The organism is Truepera sp. (assembly GCA_032027045.1).
Taxonomy (GTDB): Bacteria; Deinococcota; Deinococci; order Deinococcales; family Trueperaceae; genus JAAYYF01.
This window is the reverse complement of record JAVSMU010000001.1, coordinates 43,363-69,997: the sequence shown is the minus strand read 5'-3', so window position 1 is coordinate 69,997 and position 26,635 is coordinate 43,363. Positions and strand designations below refer to the sequence as shown.

Annotated in this window: 16 protein-coding genes; 7 read left to right on the top strand and 9 right to left on the bottom strand. The window is 65.8% G+C overall.

Annotated elements, in window-relative coordinates:
* From ROY82_00255 to ROY82_00245, 3 genes are all read right to left on the bottom strand, one after another.
* Positions 1-2,664 (bottom strand): BTAD domain-containing putative transcriptional regulator, encoded by a 2,664-nt coding sequence (locus tag ROY82_00255; protein MDT3680893.1) that lies wholly within the window; start codon positions 2,662-2,664, stop codon positions 1-3.
* 183 nt (positions 2,665-2,847) lie between these two features.
* Positions 2,848-4,461, bottom strand: coding sequence for a leucine-rich repeat domain-containing protein (locus ROY82_00250; GenBank protein ID MDT3680892.1), 1,614 nt, complete (start codon positions 4,459-4,461; stop codon positions 2,848-2,850).
* A 90-nt stretch (positions 4,462-4,551) separates the two neighbouring features.
* Positions 4,552-5,019 (bottom strand): antitoxin Xre-like helix-turn-helix domain-containing protein, encoded by a 468-nt coding sequence (locus ROY82_00245; GenBank protein MDT3680891.1) that lies wholly within the window; start codon positions 5,017-5,019, stop codon positions 4,552-4,554.
* A gap of 92 nt (positions 5,020-5,111) precedes the next feature.
* Here ROY82_00245 and ROY82_00240 point away from each other — a divergent pair, with 92 nt between their 5' ends.
* The 4 genes from ROY82_00240 (at position 5,112) to ROY82_00225 (ending at position 10,525) form a co-directional block, all read left to right on the top strand.
* On the top strand, positions 5,112-6,080 hold the full coding sequence (locus tag ROY82_00240) for an aldo/keto reductase (protein MDT3680890.1): 969 nt from the start codon (positions 5,112-5,114) through the stop codon (positions 6,078-6,080).
* Between the two features lie 80 nt (positions 6,081-6,160).
* On the top strand, positions 6,161-7,687 hold the full coding sequence (locus ROY82_00235) for a prenyltransferase (GenBank protein MDT3680889.1): 1,527 nt from the start codon (positions 6,161-6,163) through the stop codon (positions 7,685-7,687).
* Positions 7,688-7,971: 284 nt separating this feature from the next.
* The gene (locus ROY82_00230; protein MDT3680888.1) at positions 7,972-8,970 is read left to right on the top strand and encodes an SDR family oxidoreductase; all 999 of its coding nucleotides are present in this window, start codon (positions 7,972-7,974) and stop codon (positions 8,968-8,970) included.
* Positions 8,963-10,525 (top strand): GMC family oxidoreductase, encoded by a 1,563-nt coding sequence (locus tag ROY82_00225; protein MDT3680887.1) that lies wholly within the window; start codon positions 8,963-8,965, stop codon positions 10,523-10,525. Before ROY82_00230 ends, ROY82_00225 begins: the two co-directional genes overlap by 8 nt.
* A 99-nt stretch (positions 10,526-10,624) precedes the next feature.
* Here the strand turns inward: ROY82_00225 and ROY82_00220 are convergent, their stop codons facing one another.
* From ROY82_00220 to ROY82_00195, 6 genes are all read right to left on the bottom strand, one after another.
* Entirely contained in the window at positions 10,625-11,914 is a 1,290-nt protein-coding gene (locus tag ROY82_00220) for a glucoamylase family protein (GenBank protein ID MDT3680886.1), read from the bottom strand.
* Complete coding sequence (locus ROY82_00215) at positions 11,911-13,362, bottom strand: glycosyl hydrolase (protein ID MDT3680885.1); 1,452 nt, start codon at positions 13,360-13,362, stop codon at positions 11,911-11,913. Before ROY82_00215 ends, ROY82_00220 begins: the two co-directional genes overlap by 4 nt.
* Before the next feature lie 939 nt (positions 13,363-14,301).
* Positions 14,302-17,499 carry an NACHT domain-containing protein gene (locus ROY82_00210; GenBank protein MDT3680884.1) on the bottom strand — a complete coding sequence of 1,066 codons (3,198 nt, stop codon included), beginning with the start codon at positions 17,497-17,499 and terminating at the stop codon, positions 14,302-14,304.
* A 251-nt stretch (positions 17,500-17,750) separates the two neighbouring features.
* The gene (locus tag ROY82_00205; protein ID MDT3680883.1) at positions 17,751-19,490 is read right to left on the bottom strand and encodes an ABC transporter substrate-binding protein; all 1,740 of its coding nucleotides are present in this window, start codon (positions 19,488-19,490) and stop codon (positions 17,751-17,753) included.
* Between the two features lie 180 nt (positions 19,491-19,670).
* Positions 19,671-20,780, bottom strand: a complete 1,110-nt coding sequence (locus ROY82_00200; protein MDT3680882.1) for a hypothetical protein — start codon at positions 20,778-20,780, stop codon at positions 19,671-19,673.
* A gap of 324 nt (positions 20,781-21,104) precedes the next feature.
* Positions 21,105-22,484: an FAD-dependent oxidoreductase gene (locus tag ROY82_00195; protein MDT3680881.1), complete on the bottom strand. Its 1,380-nt coding sequence runs from the start codon at positions 22,482-22,484 to the stop codon at positions 21,105-21,107.
* A 145-nt stretch (positions 22,485-22,629) separates the two neighbouring features.
* Between ROY82_00195 and thpR the strand changes: the two genes are divergently transcribed.
* The 3 genes from thpR (at position 22,630) to ROY82_00180 (ending at position 26,618) form a co-directional block, all read left to right on the top strand.
* A complete protein-coding gene (thpR, locus tag ROY82_00190; protein MDT3680880.1) occupies positions 22,630-23,178 on the top strand; it encodes an RNA 2',3'-cyclic phosphodiesterase in 549 nt (182 codons plus the stop codon).
* A gap of 168 nt (positions 23,179-23,346) precedes the next feature.
* Positions 23,347-25,812 (top strand): hypothetical protein, encoded by a 2,466-nt coding sequence (locus ROY82_00185; protein MDT3680879.1) that lies wholly within the window; start codon positions 23,347-23,349, stop codon positions 25,810-25,812.
* Positions 25,813-26,117: 305 nt separating this feature from the next.
* Positions 26,118-26,618 (top strand): hypothetical protein, encoded by a 501-nt coding sequence (locus tag ROY82_00180; GenBank protein ID MDT3680878.1) that lies wholly within the window; start codon positions 26,118-26,120, stop codon positions 26,616-26,618.
* The last annotated feature ends 17 nt before the right edge of the window (positions 26,619-26,635 follow it).

Here is a 26,635-nt window from a genome sequence, read left to right as displayed (position 1 = left end):
TCAGGCGGTACCGGGCTCTCGCAGCAACTCCCTAGTCTCCGGCAACGGTTCGAGGCCCATCTCCTCCTCCAGCAGCCGAGCGAACGAACGGTACCGCTTATGCGCGTCGCGCCGCCTTCCCCGCTGCAGCAGGTGCCCAAGCAAGCCCTGCAGGGCGCGCTCGTGTAACGGTTCGAGCTCCAGGATGCGCGCCAGGTACGCCTCCGCCCGTTCTCCGTCGGCTTCGGCGGCTGCTCCCTCCAGCAGACCGACGACCTCCTCGCGCAACTGCTCGCGCACGAGGAGCACCGCGTCCAGCCCCATGCCCGGCGCCAGCGGCTCCAGGTACAGTTCGAGCACCGCCACCGCGTCCCGCGCCGCGATGGCGTTCTTGAGTCGGGTGACGTCGGCGGTCACCCTCTTGAGGCCGTTCTCGAAAACGTACGTCCTGACGCCCCACGGCTCGACCTGCTTGCGCAGCAGGCTCATCTGCACCCCCAGGTTGTTGCGCTGCTTGGTGGAGCTGCTCTCAGGCCACATGGCCTCCGCCACCTCCTCCCGGTTCAGCCCCAGCGCGAACAGCGTGAGTATCTGCTGTTGCCGCTCGGGTAGGCGCACTTCCTCCCCGAGGAGGCGCACCGTCAGTCGGCCCAGGAGCAGCAGCTCCAGGTCGGGTAGCTCGCCGGCCCGGAGTTCGCGGGCCTCTTTCCAGTCGGAGGCCATCACGACCTCGAGCGGGTAGCCGAGCGACAGCTCGGGCCGGTCGCGCGGGAGTTCGGCCAGCGGCACGAGCCCCGGCAACAACCGCGGCCCGGCAGTGGTGTGATCGAGAAGGGCCGACAAGTGCTCGGGATCGCGCGTGAGGCGATAGCGCGCTGCCTTCAGGTAGAGTCGGCGCGCCCTGTCGGTGTATTCCTCCAGGTTCTCAGACACCAGCCGGAGGGCGGTGGCGGTCTCGCCGTGCGCCACCAGCAGCTCGGCGTATGAGGCGGCGGCCAGACCGCCCTGCGCGGCGCTGCGCGCGTAGAAGTTCTCTGCCGCCACCCGGTCGTGAGACAGCGTCTTCACGCCGTGCATGGTGATTATCTCCTGCGTGTAGGGGTCGCCCCACTCCTCGGCCTTGCTCAGCAGCTGATGGAACGGCTCGGGGTCAGCGTCCATGGCAGCCAGCGCCGCCTCTACCTCCAAGCCGACCAGGGGGTTGGAACGGGCTCCGCGCAACGCCTCCTCGAAGTAGGCGCGTGCTGTCGAGGTGTTGCCGAGCCAACCGTGCAGCATGCCCAGATCGCGGCACTGGCCCGGGGCGTCACTGGGGTAGAGGCGCCACACCTCGGGCAGCGTCTCGGCTTGCACCCGGAGGCGCGTTTCAACGTCACCATGCTTGTCCCAGCGACCCAAGGCGTGGTTTATCTGAGCTCCCAACCGGTACGGGCTGTCGGCCGGGAAGAGCTGCATGGCGCGCTCGAGCTTGGCCAGCGCGTCATCGAAGCGCTGCCGGCTGATGTCGACGAAGAAGGCGTTCGCCAGGAAGCGCCCGGCGCGCTCCGGGCTCACCTCGTCGAGAAGCGGCTCGGCCTCCTCGACGGTTCTGGCGGCTGCCGCGGGGTCGGTGAAGGCCTGAGCCCAGCAGAGCTCCCCTAGCGCCATCACCTGCTCGTCCGGTGAGAGCGTGCCGGCGGCCAGCGCCGCTTCCAGCCGCGCCGCACTCTCGTGGTGCCGGCCCAACGCCTTGAGCGCGGCGCCCACCATGACGTGGCGGCGTGCCGACGCAGGGGTGGTAAGCAGCGCGTCCCAGCGGAGCACGCCTTCGGGCGCCAGGCGCCACAGTTGCGTGGTCACGGCCTCGAGGGTCGCTTCCAGGTCGCCAAGAAGCCCGCTCCGTTCGAAGGCCTCGGCGCGCTCCACCACCGGCAGCCTCAGCGCCTCTCGCCTGAGCACCGCGCCCGCCGCTTCCTTGTTGGCGTGCAGCAGGGCCTCACCGACCAATGGGTGAAGCCGGAAACCGCCCTCCGTGCGCTGGGCGAAGCCGCCGCGTGCGAGCCGCTCCGTGGCCGGGGTCGCCCCGGCCCGCGGCAGCTGCACAACCGTGGCCAGCAGCAGGGCTTCTTCCCATTCGGCATCGTCCAGGCTCGCGCGCATCCCGTCGAGAAGACTGCTGCTCTCCGGCATATCCCCGGCGAGCAGGGCGAAATGCAGCGGCAAGGGCCAACCGTGCGTCCGCCTCCACACGTCGGACGCCCGCTCGTCGTTGCCGGACAGCTGTCTCGCTTCCGCTTCGCTGAACCCTAGCTCGGCACTGCTCAGGTGGATCAACCGCCGCCGGGTCACCAGCCGGGGCAGCTCCGAACAGTCGATGCGCGTGCGGCTCGCCAGCAGGAGCAAGCCACGCACGTCCCTGAGGAGCGGCGCCAGTGCCTCGTGATCCTCGACCGTCTCGAGGTCCTCGATGACGAGCAATGTCCGCTGCTGCCAGAGGGCGTCCAACAGCGCGCCCCAAGGTGCGCCTTCCGGAAGGCCCAGCTCTTTGGCGATGGGTGCTCTGGCCTCTCGCCCGCCAAGCGCCGTCCAGACGACGCGCCAACCCTCGCCCTCGAGAAGATCGGCCCACTGGCTCGCGAGGATGGTCTTGCCGTACCCATACGGCGCCTCGAGCCACACGACGAAACCGGGCTCATCGGGCAACATTCCGAGGAGTCTGCCGCGTCTTAGGTAGCCGCCGCTTGCCTGTGGGCGAAAACTGAGCATCGTGAACCTACCCCGACTATAGCCGTAGCCGGGGTAGGTTCGATTAGCGCCGCTCGATCACGACCGTGCAATCACACCCGTTCGATCGCAAGCGCTCAAACACATCCGGTGCATCGCGACCGTTCAATCACACCCGTCGCCCTGGAAACTCGCCCAGACCGTCACGCCTCGGTTCTTCAGCTCGGTGATGACCTGGCTGGCGGCGGAGCCCGGCGTCTCGTCCAGGCAGTTCTCGCTCAGGTCGACTTCTTCGAGGGCGGCCAGCCCCGTGAGCACCCCAATGTCGCTGATCCGGTTGTCGGACAACTCGAGGGTCTTGAGTCCGGTGAGGTGCTGCAGGGTTCCGATGTCCTCGACCGCGTTCCCGCTCAGGTCGAGGTCGGTCATGGCAGTGAGGCCCGCCAGGGCCGTAATGTCGGCGATGCCGTCGTTGGAGCTGAGGTTGAGCTCCTCGAGCCTCGTCAGGCCCTCGAGGCCGGCGAGGCTGTTCACCTCGTTACTGCCGGCGTCGAGCTTCCTCAGGTCCGTCATGGCCGCCAAGGGGGAGAGGCTGGTGACGCTGTTCAACCGGACTCCCAAGGTGGTCAGGTTCACCAGCCCGCTGAGCGCCGACAGGTCCGTAGTGCCGGACTTGCCGACGTTCAACTCGGTCAGGTTCGTGAGGCCCGCTAGGGGCTCGATGCTCGCCAGCGAGTTCCAGCCCACGTTCAGTTTCGTGAGGCCCGTCATGCCGCGGATCATCTCGATGTCCGTGAGGTTCGACCAGCCGATATTGAGGTCCGTCAGTTGAGTGAGGAGCGGCACGATCTCACCAATGCCCTTACCCGCGGTCAGCGAGTAGTAGAGGTCTAGCTCCGTCAGGCCGGTGAGGTACTTGAGCGGCGCCAGGTCCTCGATCTCGTAGTTCCACGAGAGGTCGAGGCGGCTCAGGTTACGCAGCTGGCTGAGTGGCGCCACGTCCTTCACCGCTAGGTTGCTTGCGGTAAGGGACGTGAGCCCCGTCAGGCCCTGCAAAGGCGTCAAGTCCTCCAACTCCGTCTGGCCTTGCATGATCAGCTCCGTCAGGTTAGCGGCGTGCTGCATGCCCACCAGCGAACCGACCTTCGGCTTGCCGAAGCCGCCGAACTCGAAGGTGAGCAGGTCGTGCATGGCGCCGCACCTGAGCTCGCCACTGACCGTGAGGGCCTCGGTAAGGTACTGGCGAAGAGAAGCGTCCGGTATGTCGACCACCACTTGCGGAGCTTCGCAGGCGGGTAGCGCCACGCCGAGCGGCGCGGCCGCGTGCGCCGTGTCGTCCTCGGCCCCCGCCAGCACCCACAAGAAGTAAGCGCCCAAGGGCGTGCCGCCCAGCGCGACCATCTCGCTGAACGCCTTCGCATCTCCCGGCTGCAGTTGTGGGGTTGCCAACTCCGCGAGGACGGCGTCCCCGGTCCGGACCTCGCGCGCGCTGCCGTTGAGGCGAAGGACGGTGGTGGAAGCCGGGACCGCGTCGGCGCCACGGTTGTGAACCGTGAACGCCACCAACACGGAGCCGCCCTCCGGCGCGAGGCTCGGCGTGAGCGTCAGGCCTTCGATGCTCAGGGTTGACGTTTCAGGTGGGTTGGGAATCGGGTCGGTCGGTTTGGGCTTGGGACCACCGCCGCCTGGCGGGGTCGGTGCCGAACCGCAAGCGGCGAGAGAGAGGATAAGGAACACGAGGAGCAGAAGGCGTGGGAGTCCGTGCCGTTGAAGGTTCATGCCTCCAGGCTAGTGACGACGCACAAAATTTGACTTAATCTCCCGGCGCCGGGCGAACGACACATGGCCGTCTAGCCAGGCTGCGGGGCCTCAACCAAGCAGGCGTGAGTCGAACAAGAACGGCTCGGGATCCGAGATGCTCACTCTGCGCCACCCGGGGTGTTCCGGATCGAGGAGAACGTTCCTCTGGCCGCGCATCACAGCACTCGGAACCCTCAGCGCCACGCTGCTGGCTTGATCGAACAACTCGATCAGACGGTAAAGGCGGTCGCTCTCGGTAGGCGTGAGCCTGCCGTGGCCGCGCCGCCGCGCCAGCGAGCGTTCGCTCAAACTCAAGACCCGGCCCACCGCGTCATCCGCTTGTGGGAACAGTTTCAGGAAGTTGTCCAGAATCCTCCTCTCCAGTCCAGCGTCGATCAACTCGAAGGCGGCTTCGGAGCCCAACTCCTGTCCGAATACTGCCGTGTGAACGAAGCTCGAAGAGCCATCAGGCGCTTTGGGTGCTGCGGGGACCCAGGTAGCCACGTCGAGCTCCTTTCTGCCAGTCTGGTCGTTCATTTTGCCAGATTGGCAGTTGGGGCAGCATGGTCATTCATCCGCGCGGTCCCGCAGGCATGAACTCGGCGCAACCTGCGCGCTAGACTCGCGGCATGCGAACGCGGACCATTGGCTCCCTCACCGTCCCCGTGGTCGGGCTCGGCACCGACAACTTCGGTGGCCGCCTGGACCTCGCCGGGGCTCGCGACGTCGTGAGCGCCGCCATCGACGCGGGAGCCACCTTCATCGACACCGCCGACGCTTACGGCGCAACGAAGAGCGAGGAGTTCATTGGTGAAGCCCTCAGGAGCAAGCGTGACAAGGTGATCCTCACCACCAAGTTCGGCGTCGCCAACGAGCACGCCGGCCTGGAGGGTGGCGCGCACCCCGATTACGTCAGGAAGTCCTTGGACGCGAGCCTGAGGCGCCTGCGAACCGACTACGTCGACCTGTACCAGCTCCATTACCCCGACGAGAACGTGCCGATCGCCGACACCCTCGGCGCCCTGCGGGAGCAGATCGACGCCGGCAAGGTGCGCGAGGTCGGCTGCTCGAACTTCAGCGCCGCGCAACTGCGCGAAGCGAACAGCGTAGCGAGCGAGCAGAACCTGCCCCGCTTCGTGAGCGTGCAGAACATGTACAACCTGCTCAGGCGCGAAGCGGAGAGGGACGTCTTGCCCACCAGCCGCCGCCTCGGCATCGCGTTCGTGCCGTACTACCCGCTGTTCAGCGGCATCCTCACCGGCAAGTACCGCAAGGGCCGGCCCCTGCCCGCCGGCACCCGTGTTACCGGCAACGCAGTGTGGCAGCCCAAGCTGACGGAGGACGTGCTGGGCGCCGTGGAGAGGCTCGCCGGCTACGCGGAAAGCCACGGCCGTGAGCTCCTCGACCTGGCGTTCGCCTGGCTCCTCGCCGACCCCGCCATCCCCAGCGTGATCGCCGGCGCCATGACGCCGGCGCAGGTCGAGCGCAACGTGCGCGCCGCCGACTGGGAACTCACCCCAAGCCAGAGAAGAGAAGTCGACCAACTGCTGACCGATAGCGGGTTCACACCGGAGCACCCGCCCAGCCTGGAGACCTGAACCGGAGCGCCGCCAAGCGGTTCGCCGCTATGCATGCTGTGGAGCGAAAGCGATCCGGGAGCTAGCTTAGGCTTGTAGGCATGGCGAACCGTTCGAAGGACGAGGTGCTCGCGTACCTGGCCCGGGCCGAGGTTGGGGCGGTCGGCACGTCCAACCTTGGGGCGCCGAGGCTGCGCATGATGCACTTCGCGGCAGACGAAGCTTTCAACATCTACCTGACGAGCATGAAGGGTGACCCCAAGATCACCCAGTGGCTCAACGTGCCGCAGACGGCCCTGCTCATCCATCAGGGCGCGACCTTCATGGAGATGGAGGAGTGTGAGGTCATCGGCCGCGCCGAGATCGTCGCCGACGCTGGGCGCGAGCGGGCGGTGGAGCTGTTGCGCCATCGCTCGCCGATCGTGGCGCAGATGGAGCGGCAGGGCGCCCTCGACCGCTTGGAGTTCATCCGGGTGAGGCCTCATAGCGTGAAGTACCGCTTCGTCCCCGAGATCCTGCAGGGGCAGCCGCCTACGGTTTTCGAGTTCCGCGAGAATCAGGAGCGCTCCAGCGCCTGGGACGACCTGTTGGCGAAGGCCCGGGCGTACCGTACGGCTATCAGGCCGCTGTCGTTGACGGCGTCGCTCGTGTCGGTGCTGCTGGGCGGGGCGCTGGCCCTATCCGCCATGGGCGCTCTCGACTTAGGACTGTTCGCCCTCACCCTGATCGCCGCCTTACTCGTGCAGGTCGGAACCAACATGATCAACGACTGGAAGGACGCCGAGCGCGACGGCGAGAACCGCGCGGCGCTCAGGCCGTTCAGCGGCGGCTCCCGCGTCATCCAGCTAGGGCTGGTGTCGCGCGCCGAGATGGGCTTCTGGGGGCTGGCCCTGAGCCTGGTGGCTGCCGTCATCGGCGTCTACCTGCTGGTGGTGAGCGGCTGGGGACTGCTGCCGTTGATCCTGTACGGCTTGGCAGCGGGCGTCTTCTACACCGCGGCCGAGGGTAGGTTCTCGTTCATCAACCTGGCACCGGGCGTCGGGGAGGCGCTCATCGCCACCACTTACGGGGTGGGGATCACGCTCGGAACGTACTTCGTGCAAACCGGCGCCTACTCCTGGCAGGCGCTGCTCCTGTCTTTGCCCGTGGCGCTGCTGGTCACGAACGTCCTGCTCATCAACTCGTTCGGCGACGCCGAGTCCGACTCCAAGACGCGCAAGCGGACCCTGGTGGTGCGCCTCGGCACGCGCCGCGCCAAAAACGTGCTGCTGGTGGTTTTCGCGCTCGCGTACGCCTTGGTGGCGGTCCTACCGCTGCTGGGCTTGGCGCCATTCGCCGTCTACGTCACGTTCCTCTCGCTGCCGTTCGCGGTGCAGGCGGCGCGTTACGCGCAGCGCTACCACGACGCCAGCGCCGTCGACCTGGCGCCCAGCAACGGCCACACGGCGCTAACGCACCTGTTCGCGGGACTCCTGATGGTCTTCGCGCTGCTGCTGGAGCCGCTCGGCCTGATGCTGCCCCTGCTGTTCCTCGCCGCGGCATTAGGGCTGGTGGCGTGGGTGTGGCGCTACATCGAGCGGCAGCGGCGGGTGATGAACGAGTTCCGGTCGGCGTTCAGGTCTGGTTGAAGGCGCGGCGACTGCGAAGCAGCGAGCCCGGCGCGGCGGCTACGAAACGGCGAGCCCGGCGCGGCGGCTGCTAGGCCCTGGTCACACACGGTCGCTACGTACCAACCCCGGCACTGCCGCTGCACGGCCCCCCTCCCAGCCAACAACGCTGGGCGTGCGCAGCGGCACTGACGAGCGATGGCGTGCGCGCTTAAATGACGAGGCGTACCTGATCCAGGTTCCCGCGCTTGAAGTAGGCCTACGGCGGTTTTTCTGGGTTTGGCACCCAGGAGGTAGGCGTCTTCATGACAGTGCCCTCGAAGTCGTATCGATCCCACGACAACGCCTCTGACCCCGCGCATGGCCACCACCGAGGTGGAGAAGCGGCGGCGCTTAGTGCCCAAAGGGGCCACGAAGCAGCGGGGCAAGTATCGGCCACAGGCCCCTCTCCCACCGATCCGGTGACACCCCAGGCCGGTCCGCCACTACCAGGCGTTTCCTTACCGCTCGTATTGCGCGGCCAGAGCGCGTTGGTCACGGGTGCCAACTCCGGCATCGGCCGTGCCGTGGCCTTGGCCTTGGCGCAAGCCGGGGCCGACGTAGTGGTCAACTACGTCACCGATGAGCCGAGCGCCCAGGCCGTGGTGGCCGAGATCCGCTCGAGCGGGAGGCGCGCTCTGGCGATTCACGCCGACGTCAGTCATGAGGACGAGGTCACGGCGATGTTCGCACAGGCGGTGGCCGAGTTCGGCACCCTACACATCGTGGTCTGCAATGCCGGCTTGCAGCGCGACGCGCCGTTTCACGAGATGACCCTGCAGCAATGGAACACGGTCATCTCGGTCAACCTCACGGGGCAGTTCCTGTGCGCCCGGGCCGCGGTGCGAGAGTTCATGCGCCGTGGCGTAGACGAAACGGTGTCGGTCGCGGCCGGGAAGATCATCCACATGAGTTCGGTGCACGAGATGATCCCTTGGGCCGGGCATGCCGACTACGCCGCGTCCAAGGGCGGTGTGCAGATGCTCATGAAGTCGCTGGCCCAGGAAGTGGCGCCGCTGCGCATCCGCGTCAACGCGATCGCTCCGGGTGCCGTCCGTACGGCCATCAACACCAAGGCCTGGCAAACCGAAGAGGCCTATTCGGACCTGATGAAGCTGGTTCCTTACAAGCGCATCGGGGAGCCCGAGGACATCGGGCGGGCCGCCGTGTGGCTCGCGTCCGACCTTTCCGACTATGTCGTCGGCACTTCGTTGTTCGTCGACGGCGGCATGTCGCTGTTCCCGGGGTTCTCGACCGGTGGCTAACCACTACGACCTCATAGTCATCGGCAGCGGCTCGGGCGGCGCGTCTCTGGCGCAGCGGGTCGCGGCCACGGGCAAACGCATCCTCATCCTCGAGCGTGGCGACTATCTGCCGCGCAGCGAGCTGAACTGGAACGCGCAGGCGGTCTTCGTGGACGCCATCTACCAGGCGAAGGAGACCTGGACCAACGCTCGAGGCGACACCTTCAGCCCGGCGCTGCACTACTACGTGGGCGGCAACTCGAAGGTCTACGGCGCCGCGTTGCTCAGGCTGCGGGAGCGCGACTTCGGCGAGGTGCAACATGCCGGCGGCGTTTCGCCGGCATGGCCGCTGGGCTACGACGTGTTCGAGCCGTACTACACCCAGGCCGAAACGCTCTATCAGGTCCACGGCCTGCGCGGCGACGACCCGCTGGAGCCCTGGGCGAGCGGCCCGTATCCGCATCCGCCGGTGAGTCACGAGCCGAAGATCGCCGAACTGTCCGAGCACCTGAGCGGTATCGGGTTGAAGCCGTTCCACCTGCCGCTAGGCATACTGCTGGACGAGAAAGACGGCAAGACGACGCCGACGAGCATCGCCATCCGTAACACCTACTTCGACGGCTTCCCCTCCCCGCTCAACGCCAAGGCCGACGCGCAGGTGATCTCGATAGACCCGACCCTCGCCCAGCACCCGAACGTGACGTTGCTGACCAACGCCTACGTGTCGCGCCTGGGCACCAACGCGTCGGGCCGCGCCGTAGACAAGGTCTACGTCACGCACGAGGGGCATGACGAGGTCTTCTCGGCCGACATCGTGGTCGTTGCCTGTGGGGCGCTCTCCTCTGCGCTGTTGTTACTGCGCTCGGCGAACGAGGCTCACCCGAACGGCCTGGCCAACGGCTCGGGGCAGCTCGGCCGCAACTACATGCGTCACAACATGAGCGTGCTGATGGCGGTGATGAGGGAACCGAACGACACGGTGTTCCAGAAGACGCTTGCCTTCAGCGACTTCTACTTCGGGGCCGACGACTGGCAGTATCCGCTCGGCCTGGTGCAGATGTGCGCCAAGAGCCACGCCGATCAGATCCGCGGTGAAGCGCTGCCCGAATGGCTGGAATGGCTGCCCGAGATGCCCTTCGAGACGATGGCCCGGCACTCGATGGACTTCTGGCTGCAGGCCGAGGACCTACCGCATCCGGACAACCGCGTGTACTACAAGAACGGCAAAGTGCACCTGGATCTGGTTGCCAGCAACCCGCAGGCCCTGACCCACCTGAAGCGTAAGCTCAAGGACGTGCTCAACCGCTCAGGCCATGGCGGGGTGTTGCTCGAGCGCTCGCTGTACCTTGGCAAGAACATCCCGCTTAGCGGCACCGCGCACCAGGCCGGAACGGCGCGCTTCGGCACCGACGCGAGAAGTTCGGTGCTGGACCTCGACTGCAAGGCGCACGAGCTGGACAACCTGTATGTTGCCGACGCCAGCTTCTTTCCGTCGATCGGCGCGGTCAACCCGGCCCTTACGATCATCGCCAACGCGTTGCGCGTGGGCGATCACGTTGCCGAGCGGCTCAAGTGAACGTAGTGCGTGTGGTGGGGCGATCCAGATGCATAAGGCTCGAACTATCGGCGATGTTTGGGGCCCGGGCTACCACCGTCTCGCTGCGCGAGGCCTGAGCTACCCGCCTAGCCAGCCGCCGCTGAAGCCGGCACGGCGCAGTCCGAGCACGAGTGGCCGGCAGCCGCGCATCCACCGCCAAGGCAGCCCGCTGAGGTAGTTCTCGATCATGATCACTATCGGGCCCTGGTTGAGCCCGAGGTGCGAGGGTGATACCCAACCCTTACCGTCTCGAGAGATGAAGGTCTCGTTGACGGTTGCCCTGAAGCCGTAGTGGCTGGTGAGGTGTAGCGGGTGACGGGTGAGCGCCTGCAACGTGGGCAACACGATCTCCGGGGCGAAGGGCAGGCTGGCAGCCACGGCCCAGGGCGCCAACGTGCCGTCGTCGGGGCCGTAGGGCACGCCTCGGGCGCGGTAGTCGAAGAAGCGCCTCTTCACGCCGTCGACCTTGCGTTCCGCCGGCCCGGGCCCGTCACTGGCGGTGACTCCCCACGTGTGTTCCCCGTAACCGCGTAGCCCACGGCTGTTGCGCACCGCGTACTGCTGCTGGACGTAAGTGGCTCGCCGGCTGTTCTCGAAATAGTCGCTCTGCTTGTCGCGCATGAACGCGTCGCGGATGCCGCGGAAATCGATCCACAGGTGCGACAGTTGGTGGATGAACAGCGGCCCGGCGTAGAGGAACTCGTGGCCGTAGACCTTCTTCCAACGGTAGGTCGAGGTCCAGGCGTCGTAGCTGCCGGGCTCGATCGGATGGCTCGGCGAGCCCAGCGCTAGCAGGTACAAGATCAGCGCCTCGTTGTAACCCTGCCACCGCCAGTTGAGGAAGCCGCTACGTGGCTTCCACCCCATGGAGATGGTCGCGCCGCCGTTCAGCATCCAAGCCCACTCGACGCGCTCGTAAAGCATGGTGGCAAGCTCGCGGATCTCCACCTCCGCGGCGTTATCGGCGCCGAAGTACTGCGCGGCGGTGAGCATGCCGGCGATCAGCAACGCCGTGTCGATCGTCGATAGCTCGCAACGCCAGACGCGGCGGCCGCTGTTAATGTCGAGGAAGTGGTAGTAGAAGCCACGCCAGCCGGTGGCGTCGGCGGCCTGTGACTGTTCGCTGGCGGCGAAGAAGCGCAACGTCACCAACGTGCGCTCGGCGGCCTCGGCGCGTGTCAGGAAGCCGCGCTCGGCGGCCACGGGGTAACTGCTCAACCCCAGCCCGGTGGCTGCGATGCTCGCCGGCCCACCGGGTTCGGTCCGGTCGGCGATCAAGCCGTTGGCCGGGTTCGTCTCGTGGGTGAAGTAGCTGAAGGCGGCGCGTTGCAGCGCGTGGAGCATCTCGTCGTTGGTCGCCGCGGTCATGTCGCGTTCGGTCCGAGCTCCAACGTCACCGCGGCCACGCCGTGCGGCGGCAACTGCAGTTCGACGACGGTGACGCCGTCGGCGTGGTCGAAGTCGAGCTTCTCCACCACCAAGCGCGACGCTTCGTGCAGTTGTTCGAGCTTCTCTGCATGGAGGTCGTTCGGCTGTCCCATGTGGCGCCAAGCACCCGGTGCGTTGGCATGCTCGTCGTCCACGCGCTCGATGCTCGCGCTAAGCGGCGTCGGCGCATCGCGCAGTTCGAAGCGAACGGTCTCGGTGCGGACGGAGTGGAGCGGCAGGGCGTGGTTCGTCAGGAGAAGGGTGGCGCGTGTGCCGTCGTCGCTCATTACGACCCAAGCAGACACCGTGTCGTGCCGGCCGTCGACCACCAACTGCCGGTGCCCAAGTTTGTGCAAGAGCTCGAACGCCCGGTACACGGGCTTGGCGATGCCGTGGATGCTCAGCAGACCGAAGCCACCCTCGAAGGCCGTGCCGGGCATCTGGTTCTCGTCGAAGATGTCCGAGAAGGTCCACCAGCTATAGCCGTCCACGGTGTCGTCCACGCTCATGAGGATATTGGTCGCAAATGCCGCCGCGAACGGCTCGTCGTGCAGCTTGTCACGCGGGTTGGACGAGGTGCTCCACTCGGTGTAGTAAAGCGGGCGTCCTGCCGCTTCGCGCCGAGCGTCCAGCGCCCTCTCGCGCATGAAGCCGCGCGTGCTCTTGGCCAACTGGTGCTCGGTGTCGTCTCCCGGGCTGCCGAAGGCGTCGGTGGGGTACTGGTGGGTGGTGATGAAATCGGCCGCCAGGTCGTGCTTCTGGGTGAAGGCGACGAAATCCGCGACCCACTCGCCGTTGGCGGTTGCCGGCCCCCCTACTCGCAGGGCTCCGTCGACGCTCTTCATGGCCTCTACGGTGAGGCGATAGAGCGCGAAATAGTCTTCCTGCAGACCGGTCCCGAAGACGGTCAGGTTCGGCTCGTTCCAGACCTCGAAGTACCAGCTTCTGACTTCCTCCGCACCGTAGCGCTCGATCCAGTGGCGCATCGCCTTTCGGATCAGCGCCGTCCATTGGCGCGGGTCCTTCGGGGCGGTCACGTTGGCCCTGTAACTGAAGGCCGTCTTGGTGCCCGAGGCCAGGGCGTCCGGCATGAAGCTCAGCTCGACGAAGGGCTTCATGCCGATAGACAGCAGGTAGTCGAAGATCTGGTCGGCGTTGAAGAAGGAGTAAAGCGCCTTGTCGTCGCGGTGAACCACGATGTCCATCGGGTGCGTAAGCAAGCCATGAAAACGTACGTGGCGAAAGCCCAGTTCACGCCGGCAGCGCTCCAGCTGCGCCCGCCAATCCGCGCGCAGCGCGAGTGCCGCGTGGCCGCTGCCCACGGTGTGTTCCCAGACGTGGTTCAGAGGAGTCGTCTCTTCGTTGAGGCTGCAGGCAAACGTGGGCATCGCGCTCAACCTCGCGCCGAGGTAAGGCCGCTAGCACGGGGAGAGTGAGGAGGGCGGGGAAGCCGCGTTGCTTGTGGACTTGCGGTTTCAGGCCCATACGCTCGTCTGGTCCCTGTCCACGGCGTGCGCCGGGCCATGACAAATCCCAGCGTACTCTTGAAATTGGGCATTTGATGATCAATAGGGAGGTTCATACTCTGAGGCAAGGGTAAGTCCGGCGGCAACAGCTATCCGTGCAAGTCGCACATCGCGCAGTACGCACAACTAGCCGTTATCGGCCTACCGAGTGGGCCGCGCTTGGCCCCGAGGCTTCAACGCTATGTAGTCTCCGTCCATCACTTCTCAGCGACCGCCAAAGGTCAGGCCTCTAGCTTCGACTTCTCCGAGCACTAGTATTGGGTACATGTTCGATGGCGTCCCTGCCCCAAGCGGAGGATACTGACTGGGCGAGGATAATGGAACGCGCTTGGTGTCGGAAGTACTGTAATGCCGACCAGTTCATACAAGTATCTGAACGCAGCCTGGAAGGCTCCAGCGGAACCTCCAAGCGACGCCCGCCTTACATCCTGAAAACTCGCTCCCTAGCCTCAGAATCGTATCTCGATGCCATGCTCTATTCGCTCCGAACGAGTGAGAGGAGCCTCCGCCAGACCCAGTACGGTTCAACTAAAGATCGCGTTGCGGTGGTCCAGTCACCGTTCGCCACGCAGCTGGAGCTACGGGAGCGAGTGGATGCTCGTCGCCACGCGACATCAGTCGCGCATGAGGTTGAGTCGAACCGCATACTTACCCATGCTGGTAAACGTTGGCGGGCGCTCCAGGGGCCTTACGTTCGGGCGTTCAAGAATGACGCCCGACACGGTGCGTTCACCACACCCTGAGACGGTGCAGATAACCTCTGCCTCCGAGCACGTGCCCGACTTCCGCTTCCCCCAGCGATCAAGCGGGTAGGGAGGGTGTCGCCTGCGCCGCAGTCAACCGCCACATCAGGTCGCGCGCCAGGTTCATGACTGCGTCGACCTCGAGGCGCTTAGCCGCGGAGGGGGCGGGGGCGGCGACCCCCTCCAACCGCACCGGCACCGGCGAGGGGTAGTGGTGCAGGAGCTCGGTCGCCCAGCGCCGACAGCCGTAATTGGCGGCCGGCTGCGTGGCCGCCAGCTCCAAGAGCTCCTTGTCCACGGCGGCGGGCGCCACCAGGTACGCGGTCACGAAGGCGTCGAACGCGGCCGGCACGAACGTCAGATCGATGATGATGCGCAAGGCCGCCAGCAGTTCGCCTACTCCCGGGTTCGCGGCGTGGGTGCTTGAGCCGGCGTTCATCAGTGCCGCCACGCCGGCGCTCAAGAGGTTGTCGGTGACATCACCCAAACGTTGGCTGCGGATACCCCAGGAACTGCTTCGTGCGTCGCGGAACTTCCCGAGGTGAAGCTGCAACGCCGCAGCGTCACCCTCCGCCAAGTCGGCCCAGGCTAGTTGCTCACACACGTCTCGGTCGCCCATCATGGAGGCTGCAACCCGGCGCGCGAGCCCCAACTCGCCTTGCACGTCGTGCACGACGAACTTCAGCCGGTCGTGCTCCAGGTAACTGCGGAACTTGTGATCCTCCCAGGGCTTGCGGGTCAAGAGCAGGCTTGCCGCCTCGGACTGGTGCGCCCTTAGAGCTACGTAGTCGCCGAGTCCCGCCAGGTACTCACCGACCGCGTTGTGGAACATGCCAAGCATGTAGGGTCTGCGGCCCGCCCTTTGCTCGATCAGTAGCGCTTCGCAGCCGAGCTCCAAGGCCGCGGCGTCATCGCCGTACGTGGAGGAGAGAACAACACCGTAGTTGTGCAGCACAGTCGCCAGGTAGTAGAGGTTCTCGCTCTTGCGACAGGCGGAGATGGCCTCGCTCAAGAGGCGCGCACTCTCCGAAGGATCCGCAGTAACGAGGGTGAGGTTCGAGTAGCAGCCGCCAAGCAGCCGCTCGGTATCGTGTCGTTCCAAGAGCGGTAAGGCCTCGCTCCATGCCTTGCCGGCTGACGTCTCCTCACCCCGGTACGCGTTGGCGATTCCGAGAACGTGCAGTGCTGCCCCGGCATCAGCCGGGCTGCCGAACTCGTGAGCCAGCGTAACGGCGCGCTCAAGGAGTAGCACTGCCTCGGCCGGTTTGCTCCTGGCCATGAGCCGCCCCTTGGCCCGCAATAGCCGTGCCGTCAGCAACGATTCGGGGTTCGAACGCGCCAATGCCGCCTCCATCAAGCCCGCACTCTCCTCCACCGTGCGGCGGTCGAACAAGAAGCGCGAGAACATGTGGGTCATCCGCTCCAGCAAGTCGAAGCGGTCGGCGGCGATGGCCCACTCCCACGCGGTCCGGAGGTTGTCGTACTCCAGCTCGAGCTCCTCGAAGGCGTCGAATTGCCCACCGGCCATGTCGAAGGCGAGTTTCGACTCGAGCAGTCCAGCGAAGTACTCGGCATGCCTGGCTCGCAACTCGTCGGCTGCGGGCATGGTTGCGAGCTTCTCGAGCGAATACTGCCGCACCAGTGGGTGCAACTCGTAACGCCTGCCGGTTCGCCACAGCAGTGACCTGTCGATGAGTGCAGTGAGCCGCCTCAGGTCCAAACCCAGCACGGCAGCACCTGCAGCCCGGCTGAAGCCGCCCCGGAACACACTGCAGCCGGCCAACGCGCCGCGCTGGACCTCGGAGAGCAGACCCCACGACCGCTCGAAAACCGCCCGCAGGCTTGCGTGTCTCTCGGTCACGGCGGAGTCGGTACTCACCAACTCGTCCATGTCGCCTTCCAGCAGCTGCAGTAGCTCCTCGGGCGCCACGGCGCGCGTGAGGCCCGCCGCCAACTGGATCCCGAGGGGAGCACCCACGACCAGCCGGCAGAGGCCGAGGGCTGTCTCCAGGCTCCCTTCGTCCTTTGCGAGGCGAGGGTCGAGGCGCCGCGCAGTGAGGAAGTACAGGTTCAGCGCGCCGAACTTCTCCGGTGAGGCGAGTGCCTCCGAGGCCGACTGCGGAAGGGCGAGTCCCGCGAGCGGATAGAGGGTTTCCGCCGAGAGCCCTAGCGGTTCGCGAGAAGTAACCACCAGGCTAGTGGTCGGCGAGGCTTCGAGGAGCTCCGCTATTCGCCCAGCTCCGGCGGTCAGGTGCTCGAAACCGTCGAGCACGAGCAGCGACCGCCCAACGCCAAGCCGCTCGCGCAGGGCCGTCAACGGGTCGTCGCCCGTGCTGGTCGGCATCAACACGGCGACCAGCCGCTCAAGTACCCGTTGAGGATCGCTCAGCGCCTCGAAGGGAACGAAGAAGACCTGCTCGAACGTGCTGTGCTCCTCCAGGCGGCGCGCCAAGGCGAGCGCCAGGCTGGTCTTGCCCATCCCGCCCAACCCAGTGATGGTGATCAGGCGCGCGCCCTCCGCGAGCAGCCGTTCCAGCTCCGCCAGTTCTCGTTCTCGCCCGACGAACGCCGCCGCGCTGGTGGGTAGGCCGAGGGCACCGGCGTTGATCGGCGCGGCTCCGGTAGTGGGCGAAGCCGCCAAGACGATTCCGAGCGCAGCCGCCTCCCTCTCGAGGGTGGCGGCAACCGGATCGCCTAGCGCGTGGGCCAACCCGTGCAGACGCTGCATGAGTTGTGCATCGTCCTCGCCCGTTGAGGCCCAGGCCACCAGGGCCCGTTCGAACAACCGAGCAGTAGCACGCGAGTCTCCCGCCGCAAGGGTCTCTTTCGCGACCTCTAGCAGCGCGCGGACGGCCTGAGCCGCCAGCCGCTCGCGCGTCGAGTAGAGCCACTCCTCCAGCTCCACGTTGCCGGTATCGGTCTCCATGCCCGCCAGGAACGGCCCGGCGTACAACTCGACCGCAGCACGCCAGTCATGCTCAGCAACCGCGTCCCTGAGCTGCTGTGCGTCGCACTCCACGGTGGCCCACAGGCGCACGTCGTCGCCCTCCACCGCACCCGGCAACGCCTGGCGTAACTGCGACAACGCGACCGAAAGGCTCTGGCGCGGCCGCCCCGCGCCGGGCCAGAACAACTCGGCCAGGTAGCGGCGCTCCTGGGGTCCTTCGAGCGTCAGGTACGTGAGCAGCAGTAGCGGTTTCGGACGGCTGAACCCGGCTTCCGGCATGGCCACGCCCCCGAGGGTGCGCAGAAGCATGCGCCGAGTATAGGGGTACTGCGAAGCGGAATGGAAGCTGCGGGGACCATGTCTCCGGGCCGCTGAAGGCGCCGCCGGCTCGAACGCCGTGGGCCCCTGGACTCCCGTGGGTGAGCTCCGTGCAGGGTGAACTCCGTGCGCGTGAACTCAGTGCGCGGTGGACTCAGTGCGCGGTGAACTCAGTGCGGGGTGAACTCTGGCGGGGGAGGGGCCGAGGAGGTTCCTCTCCCCCGCATGCAAGCGTCTTCGGGCTATTCGGCTTTGACGAGGTCGGCCCAGCGAACCTCGGAGAACATCGGGTTCCTGTAGGCGCCCGAGACCTTGTCACTCACCACTAGAGCGTAAGGGAAGCTGGGGAGCAGCACGAACGGCGCGTCCTCGTAGGCGAGCCGTCCGACCTGCCTATACAGGTCATCGCGTTTCGCACTATCGAACTCGGTGCGCGCCTGGGCGATGAGGCGATCTATCTCCTCGTTCGCGTAGCCGAAACGGGCGGAAATGGAAGTAGACGACTGGTACCAGTCCGCCATGAAAGCGTACGCGTCCGGGAAGGTTGCGGAGCCCGCCGGGGTAGCCCAGGGCATCTGCATCTCCGCCCACACGCGGTCGGCCTGCTCCGGCGTGATCTCTTTGAGCTCGATGGTGAACTTCGGGTTCATGGCCTCGAGGGTCGCCTTGTAGGTCGCGCCGACCCAGTCGTCGGCCGGCACGGCGAGGCGCATGCCGTTCTCCCACAAGCGGCCGCCCCAAGCAGCCCGGCAGTGCTCTTCGGCCTTCTTCAGGTCGAACTTGTAGTGGGGGATGCCGGGATCGTAAGCGGAGAAGGAGGGTAGGAGGATCATGTTCGGATAGAAGGTGCCGTCACCGGCGTACTGCGGATCGTCCTCACCCGTGTCCCAGGAGTAGGCGAAGCACTTGCGGACGTCGACGTCCGAGAAGAAGTCGCGTGGGACGCCCGAACCGTCGAGTTCTCCGCTGCCGATGAAGGGGTTCTCCTCCCCTCCCATCTGCTGGTTCAGGAAGATGGCGCCCACCACCCGGACCCCGGAAGGCAGCGTCGGGTCACGCGCCGGGTCGAGCACCTTGACACCGGGTTTGCCCTCGAGGTCCGACAGTGGCGTGAAGCGCACGTCGATCTGGTCTGCAGCGCCCGAGAGGAGAGCCTCGATGCGGGCGTCCTCGTCCGGCACCACCTCGTAGACGATGGTCTGAATCTGTGGCCTGGCGCCCCAGTACTCCGGGTTCCGCTCGGCTACCAAACGCACTCCAGGTTCCCAACTAACGACCCGGAAGGCTCCCGTGCCGCCATCGTGGTTCTGCAAGTACCCCTCACTAAGGTCGGAACCGATCGAGTCACGCCAGGTAGCCTGCGTGCCGTCCCAGCCGCCGTTCGCGATGACCAATGCGCTGTCGACGATGGCGAACTGCGGGCTCATCAGGCCAGCGAACAGGATAGGATCCGGCACCAGCGAATGGATCGCTACGGTGTATTCGCCCAGGCACTCGACGCTGCCCGAGATCCGCTTCCAGTAGTCCGCGTAGGCCGCGTCGGTCCCGGCCTCCCCCAGCTCCGTCAACGCGTCGGTGGCCGTGCCGATAAGCGACTGGCCCACGAAACCGGGGTCGACGATGAGCGCCCGCTTCAGCGAGTAATCGACGTCCTTGCAACTGAACCCGTTGCCGCTATGGAACTTCACCCCCTCACGGAGGCGGAAGGTGTGCGTGCGCCCGTCATCGGAGAGCTCGTGACCCGTGGCCAGCGCCGGCCTGAACAGGATGGTGGCGCCCTCGTAGCCATAGAGGGTCTCGTAGACGTTCTCGATGACGCTCTGACCCCACGGCGAGTCGTAGTTGAGCGGGTCCAGCGTCTCAGCGTCGAACAATCGCTGGAACACGTAGGTCTGACCCACTGCCAGGCCCAAGGACAGCAAGGCCACCAATGGAATGAGCTTCGCTAGAAGAGCCGCCCGTTGCTGAACTCTGGTAGTCATCATCATCCTTCCTCCTCGGACGGTTCGAACTTGGTAGGAACCGTGAGAGGAGGCTAGGAAATAGACTGCTAACACCTGCTAAACGCCAACTAAACGACCACGGTTTTCTCTCCCGCCGGTGAAGCCTTCGGCTCCTGGTCGGTCGGCGCAGCCCAGCCGCAGTACGGCAGCGTCTCATCGCTACGGCATGCCGAGCAGCTTCTTGACGGTCAGAACCAGCATGTTGCCCGTCTCACCCGTGAAGAATGGTGCGGGTCCAAGGTACCTGCCCTCACCATCGAACACCAGCACGCCGAAGTCCTTCTCGCCGTAACCCCACGTGGTGACCGGATCATCGGGTCCACCGACCTCGTAGCGAACGATGCTCACCCCATCGGCCCAACCATCGTCAGGCCACACGGTGGTAGGCACGAACATGCCCTTAGGGGGTTCCCCGGTACTCAAGTAGTTCATGATGTCAGCGCCAGCGGCTTCTTCACCGAAGAGCTCGGCGTACTCCGCGAAAACCGCGCGGGGACCGTAGTCAACGTAAGGCGCGAAACCGTAGAACCCCTCAGCGATCGACTCCAGGCTCGGCTCCAGAAGGTAGACGCCCATGTCCGGCTGCTCGTCGAGCAGTCTCTTGACCGCCTTCTGCAAACCGCTCGACACGATCTCCCGGCAGAAGCTGCAATAACCGTCCCCGACGATCACAAGGGCGGGCGCGCCGGTGCCGAGAGGAACCACTGGTGAGGAGCGCGCCACTCCGCCGATTACCGGCAAGACGACGGCGTTGTCGTCGACCGCTTGCCAGTCGCCGCTGTCGGCGCGCGCAAGCTGGTGATCGAAGTCAACCCACTGCCGGCGGGTTTTCGGGCGCACCTTGTCTCGAACCATGCCACTCTCGTCCAGGAGATACAGGAGCGTGAGGTTGGTCTCGAAGGCATCCTTGAAGCTCGAGTCGGCGTCGAAGACGATGGGAACGTCATGCTCCTGAGCCCACGCTTCCACCGTTACGCGCGGTGAACTGGTCTCGACCACGAAGACCTGCAGGTTCTGGTACTTCCGTATCCAGCTGGTCGCAATCTCGGGCACCGCCTCGCAGAGCGGACACCCCTTGACCTTCGCGAAGATGACCACCGTTGGCAGACCCTTCTTTATGGTCTCTCCAGTAACGGTTTGGACCAGTGGAAAGTCCACGAGGGTGCCGGGGGCCACCTTGGCGCCAACCCTGTAGGCTTGGCTACTAGCCGCCCCAAGAAGGAGCGAGGCGAACAGGAAGGCCGTTACGGTCCAGCTACGAACGCGCATATGCATCCCCCTCATTACTTGTAGTACTTCTTACGTTGGACGCATTATGTGGACGATTGGGTCGAATGTCAAGACTGCCCAACCCCGGTACGAACTACTTTTGTGTTGCCGTGGGCTGCGGCGCACCGCAGGTATGAACGGCTACGTTCAACGGAACCCTGTTACACGTTCCGGGGAGCGGCACACGATACGGTTACTGCCGTGTGCGGGCAACGGACGCTCGAACTTCCAACTCATACTGATGTGGCTAGAGGGCTCACACTCCGGGAAACCGCGCTATCAGTTCGTCGTCCAAGCCCTGGGCCAACGGCTCCAGGGCAGTGATTACAGCGTCGAAATCGGTCGCTCCGACTCCCACGCCTTCTCCCCCGCGAGCCTCGCGGCAATGAGGATGGCGTCCCAAACGGGCGCGAACGGCGGGGCGTACGCCAGGTCGAGACCGCTGAACTCGGCGGCCGTCATGCCGTTCCACACGCCCACGGCAAGCGCGTCGATGCGTTTGCCGGACTCTGCCCCGCCGACGATCTGCGCCCCGAGAAGCCGCCCGCTGCCCCGCTCCGCCACCACGCGCACCGCTAGCGACTCGCTGCCCGGGTAGTAGTGAGCGCGGGTTCCCGACTCTATGGTGTTAGCCACTGCCGCGAAGCCCGCGGCTTGCGCCTCGCGAGAACTGAGGCCCGTGCGCGCGATCTCGACGTCACCGACGCGCGTGATGGCGGTGCCTATGACGCCCTCGAAACGCGCCGGCGTCCCGCTCAAGTTCGTGCCGGCCGTCCGCCCCTGCTTGTTGGCGTGCGTGCCGAGCGCCACCCAGACGGGCGCGCCGCTCACGCGGTTCAGGCTCTCCACACAGTCGCCCGCCGCCCACACGTGAGGCGTGCGCGTGGCCATGCGGGCGTCCACCGCGATGGCGCCGCTGGGTCCGAGGGGAACGCCCGCCCCCACCGCCAGGCTCACGTTCGGCCGGAAGCCGAGCCCGAGCACCACCAACTCCGCTGGAATCTCGCCCGAGCTGGTGGCAACGGCGCGCACCCAACCCTCACCATCCACCTCGAAACCAGTCGCGGTGACACCCAGGTGCACGCACACGCCGAGTTCCCGCAACGCGTCGGCCACCCGCGCGCTCATGTCGGGGTCCAACGTCGCCATCGGCTGCTCCAGCATCTCGATGAGCGTGACCTCGAGGCCGCGACCCACCAGCGCCTCAGCCATCTCCAGGCCGATGTAGCCGCCGCCGATGACCACGGCGGCCGGCGGAGTGCGTTCGCGGATGAGCGCGTCCAGCGCGACGGCGTCGGGGATGGTCTTGATGGTCGTCACGCCCTTGGCGTTCACGTTGGGAAGCTTCGGCACGATGGGCGAGGCGCCCGTGGCGATGAGCAGCTCGTCGTAGCTCTCCTGGTAGGTGCGCCCATCGTCCAGGGAGCGCACCGTCACCGAGCGCTCCTCGGGGTCGATGCTCAAGACCTCCTGCCGCATGCGCACGTCTATGCCGCTGGCGCGGTGCTCCTCGGGCGTGCGCGCCACCAACGCCTGCGGGTCGGTGATGAGGCCGCTCACGTGGTACGGCAGGCCGCATGCCGCGTAGGACGTGTACTCGCCACGCTCGAACACCACCGTCTCGGGCGGCTCCGCGCCGCGGCTGGCGCGCGCGGCGGCCGACATGCCGGCGGCGTCACCGCCGATGACGACAAGCTTCTTCATGCGTGGCCCGCGGATTCGCGTCCGGTTTCAACGACGGGGTAGATCGATGTCCGAAACATGCCTCAGGCTACACGCACGTGACGGGAATCAAGTCGCGAGAGCGCGCGCGACACCGCCTCGCCCTGCTTTGCGCCATGGTGAACGGATGGCTCGACTGTTCATCGCTGTTTCCATCCCCGAGAGCGTGCGTGCGAACCTCGCCCGGGTGGGCACCGCCGCCGACGTCAGGGGCGTGAAGTGGGTTAAGCCCGAGAACTTCCACCTCACGCTGGCCTTCCTGGGCGAGGTGGAGGAGCGGCGAGTTGCGGACGCCGAGGAAGCCGCTTACGTGGCCACCGAGGGCTACGCGGAGCCGCTGCGCCTCATCGCCCAGGGCCTTGGCGCCTTCCCGAACGAGGAGCGCGCGAAGGTGCTATGGGCCGGCCTCACGGGCGACGTGCCCGCGCTGATCGCGATGCGGTCTTCCCTGGCCGCCGAACTAAAGCGTTCCGGCTTCACGCTTGAGGAGAAGCGCTTCCGGCCGCACATCACGCTGGCGAGGTTCCGCGTGCCGCAACGGATGCCCGAGCGACTGCCGCGGCTGCAGGTGTTCGGCGAGTGGCCCGTGACTGAACTGCAGCTCATCGAGAGCCACCTCCAGCCTGCCGGCGCGCGCTACGTCGTGCGGGCCGATATCCCCCTGCTGGACGAGTAGCCTCGCCAGAGAAGCAGGCGAGGTCGTCCGGCGGCCAAGCCAAGCGGTTGGTTGCTACCGCAGCAGTCCGGCATGCCCTGGCCGACCCGCCACGAGGGCGTAACGCCCGCGTAACGCCCGGCCCCCTACGATGCCTCGACCTAGCCGACACCGGTCAAGGAGGAAGCGATGAGGCGTTTCGCGGCCCTGTCATTACTAGCGCTTGTTCTAGCCGCCTGCACCCAGACCCAACCCCCGATGCCAACCGGCCGCATAGTGGTGAAGCCAGGTTACGCGCTGCTGACGTCGCCGGGTGACTCGATCGAACTGTCGGCCGTGGTGCTCGACGGCAGCGGCAACACCACCGAAGACGAGGTCACCTGGCACTCCGACGCCGATGTCATTAGCGTCGACGACGCCGGAAAAGTCACCGCAGCCGGCTCCTTGGGATCCGGCTACGTCGTCGCTCGCGCCAAGGGCCTTGAGTCGGCGCCCGTTCTGATAGTAGTCGCGCAGCCGGTGCCAGGCGCCGTGCTCGTCTCCGACGATCAGGTAGCCGGAGAGATCGAGCCCGTCGACCCCGAGGCCGAATACGACCTCGGCTGGCAATACCAGGTCACGCTCACCGGCGTCGACGCCCTGCAGGCTGGGGACCTGGTAGTGGGCACAGGTGAATTGCCCGTCGGCGGCCGAGTAATTGCCAGCACGAAACAACCAGAGTCCAAACAGCTCGTGACGCTCGAGATCGTGACGCTAGATGCGCTCTTCGTGGCACTCAAGGTAAGCGAGAGCCTCGACCTGAGCCAGGTCGAGGCCGTCATCAACGACGAGATCCAGGAGGCGTACGCAGTGCGCGAGTTGGCGGACGGCGCCATGGAGTTCGTCGCGATCCGCGCCCCGCAGCCGACGCTCACCACCACTGAGGTCACCGGCACCACCGCGCTTGGCTCGTTCGAATGCACGACCGACACGACGTTCAACGTCGAACTCGCCGCCGCACCCTCCTTCACCCTCAACCCGTCCTTCAGCTTCGACATCGACTACGACCTTTCCGAGGGTGGCCTCAAGAAGCTGGCCGCCAGCGGCAGCGTCGACGCCGCCTTCAAGTTCGAACCGACCATCACCGCTGCGTTCGAGGGCTCACTCAAGTGCGAAGTTGAACTCTTCGTGATCCCCATCCCCATCGGCGGACCCCTGGCCTTCATCATCGGCGGGCAAGTCCCTGTCGGCACCGGCTTCGAGTTGACGGGCAAACTCGCCCTCGCGCAACTCGGACTGCAGACCAGCGCCACGGGCAAGGCGAGCCTCGAGATGGGCCTCACCTGCCCCGCATCGGGCGGCGACTGCACCAACTACGCCACCGGTGACGCCAGCCTGGAAGCGCAGGTAACACCGAAGTTCCCCGCCATCGACGAGCAGTTCCGCGTCGAAGCCGAGTTCTCGGCCTACGCCTTCGCCGACGTCGCCATCGGCACGCGCTGGTCCAAGAGGTTGCGCGTCCAGGCGCTGCGCTTCACCGCCAGCGCCAAACAGAAGCTCGACCTGGCCACCACCTACGCCCAGGCAGCCAACCCCGCCTACGCGTCCACCTTCGACCTAAGCCTGCTCGCCCAAGCCAAGATCGGCAAGGACATCGAGAAGGTCATCAAGCTCCTCAAACTGAAGGTCAACGCACTGTCTTTCGACCTCGTCAACGAGCCGCTCGCCCAATCGCCAAGAGGCACCTTCATCATCACCCCAACCAGCGTCACACCAGGCAGCGACGACGAACTCGGCCAACTTGCCACCTTCCACATCCAACTCGACCCAGTCACCTACCTGGGCATCGACTCCGTAGAGAAGATCGAGATCTTGTGGAAGAAGGAAGGAGGAGCCGGCGATTTCACCCTCGAGAACGGCCGCCCGAACTGCGTCGACGTCACCGCCGGCAGCGGGCAGACCACCTTCGAGTGCCAGACCGACTTCCTGCCAGAACACGAAGGCGAACAGACCTTCTACGCCTTCGTACACGCCAAGCTCTTCGGCATGAGCCTACCCGTCCCACTAGAAGTCGCCATTGACGGGAAGGCGACCGTGAACGTAGGAGAGGGCACCGTCGACCCGAACCTTTGCGAGAAGATCCTGGGTGAGGAGAGCATCCGGCTTGACGAGTACGGCGACGGCGTGGCGAGCGCTCCTTCGTACCGCAAGGTCTCAGCCCAGTCCAACAACGGCGGCGCGAAAACGGAGACCCATGACTTCATCGCCGTGGTCCCTGAGGACCGTACGCTCGTCGGTCAGGATGGCTACCTGCGGGTCAGGTTCAGGTACCACCTCGAGTCGAACGGACCGTCGGAGACAAGCCCAGCCGCGCGAGTGGGGCTCTACCCGCGCGCGAAAAGCGGGTCGTACTACACCTTCGAGCTCCGGGCTGGCGCCGAACCGCTCTCCGTCACCGAGACTATCGAGCGTGACGTTTACATCACCTTTGCCGTTGAAACCCCTTCCTACCTAACCAGTTCGAGCTTGAACATAAGGGCGGATACCTTCAGGTCCGGCGGCGGCCTGGTCAAGGCAGAGGCTGAATTGCTAGGCATAGTGAGTGTACTCGACAAGAACAAGGACCCGGTAGCCGTCGACATCATCTGCACCGCTTCGGGGACCGACTACCGCTAACGCGCGCTGGCACCAAGAGGCATGGACGAGGCTCCCGGGAAGCATTCCGGCCGTTCCGGCGGCTGGATGACGTGAGTGCAGCGGCTACCTGAATCCGTCACAAGATCGGAAGCCACCTCCACCCTGCCGGCGCGCGCTACGTCGTGCGGGCCGATATCCCCCTGCTGGACGAGTAGCCTCTGAGAGAAGCGGGCGAGTTAGCCCTTGTGATACCTTCTTCGGGGACTTTCCGGAGGAAGACGATGCAGGATCATCTGGTTGCACTCAGAGCAGATTATGAGCGCCAGGCCGGACGCTCGCTTGCCTTGCCGATAGCAGGCGCCGTCGTCTGGACGATAGTCGGTATTGCGGCGCTGTTCCTGCCGCAGCGAACGGCGAACCTCGTTCTGCTGTTCGGATCCGGCACCATGTTTCCTCTCGCCATGCTTCTCTCCCAGCCTCTTGGCGAGTCACTGATCGGTAATACCAACCCGCTTGCGAAGCTCATGGGGATGTCCGTGTTGATGGTGAACCTCCTCTGGGCCGTGCACTTCACGGTGGTGTTCTTGGACCCGCAGTACCTGCCGCTCACTTTGGGCATCGGCTTGGGGCTTCATTGGATCGTGTTCTCATGGGTCATCGGTCACCCCATCGGAACCATCCACGCGATCCTGCGGACGGGGCTCGTGACCCTGTTCTGGTGGTTGTTCCCGGAGAGCAGGTTGACTATGGTGTCGCTCGGGGTAGTCATCGCCTACGCCACGTCGATCTTCGTGCTGGCCACGCGGAAGCGCGGGATTCGTCAACCCGAGGTGGAGCCGGCGTGAGGCCGCCGGCTCCGGTG

Coding starts and splice junctions, on each gene's coding strand:
- thpR (MDT3680880.1), top strand. CDS start 22,630: ATGGCTCGACTGTTCATCGCTGTTTCCATCCCCGAGAGCGTGCGTGCG.
- ROY82_00230 (MDT3680888.1), top strand. CDS start 7,972: ATGACAGTGCCCTCGAAGTCGTATCGATCCCACGACAACGCCTCTGAC.
- ROY82_00195 (MDT3680881.1), bottom strand. CDS start 22,484: ATGAAGAAGCTTGTCGTCATCGGCGGTGACGCCGCCGGCATGTCGGCC.
- ROY82_00210 (MDT3680884.1), bottom strand. CDS start 17,499: ATGCTTCTGCGCACCCTCGGGGGCGTGGCCATGCCGGAAGCCGGGTTC.
- ROY82_00215 (MDT3680885.1), bottom strand. CDS start 13,362: ATGCCCACGTTTGCCTGCAGCCTCAACGAAGAGACGACTCCTCTGAAC.
- ROY82_00220 (MDT3680886.1), bottom strand. CDS start 11,914: ATGACCGCGGCGACCAACGACGAGATGCTCCACGCGCTGCAACGCGCC.
- ROY82_00200 (MDT3680882.1), bottom strand. CDS start 20,780: ATGCGCGTTCGTAGCTGGACCGTAACGGCCTTCCTGTTCGCCTCGCTC.
- ROY82_00235 (MDT3680889.1), top strand. CDS start 6,161: ATGGCGAACCGTTCGAAGGACGAGGTGCTCGCGTACCTGGCCCGGGCC.
- ROY82_00240 (MDT3680890.1), top strand. CDS start 5,112: ATGCGAACGCGGACCATTGGCTCCCTCACCGTCCCCGTGGTCGGGCTC.
- ROY82_00205 (MDT3680883.1), bottom strand. CDS start 19,490: ATGACTACCAGAGTTCAGCAACGGGCGGCTCTTCTAGCGAAGCTCATT.
- ROY82_00250 (MDT3680892.1), bottom strand. CDS start 4,461: ATGAACCTTCAACGGCACGGACTCCCACGCCTTCTGCTCCTCGTGTTC.
- ROY82_00185 (MDT3680879.1), top strand. CDS start 23,347: ATGAGGCGTTTCGCGGCCCTGTCATTACTAGCGCTTGTTCTAGCCGCC.
- ROY82_00245 (MDT3680891.1), bottom strand. CDS start 5,019: ATGAACGACCAGACTGGCAGAAAGGAGCTCGACGTGGCTACCTGGGTC.
- ROY82_00255 (MDT3680893.1), bottom strand. CDS start 2,664: ATGTTGCCCGATGAGCCCGGTTTCGTCGTGTGGCTCGAGGCGCCGTAT.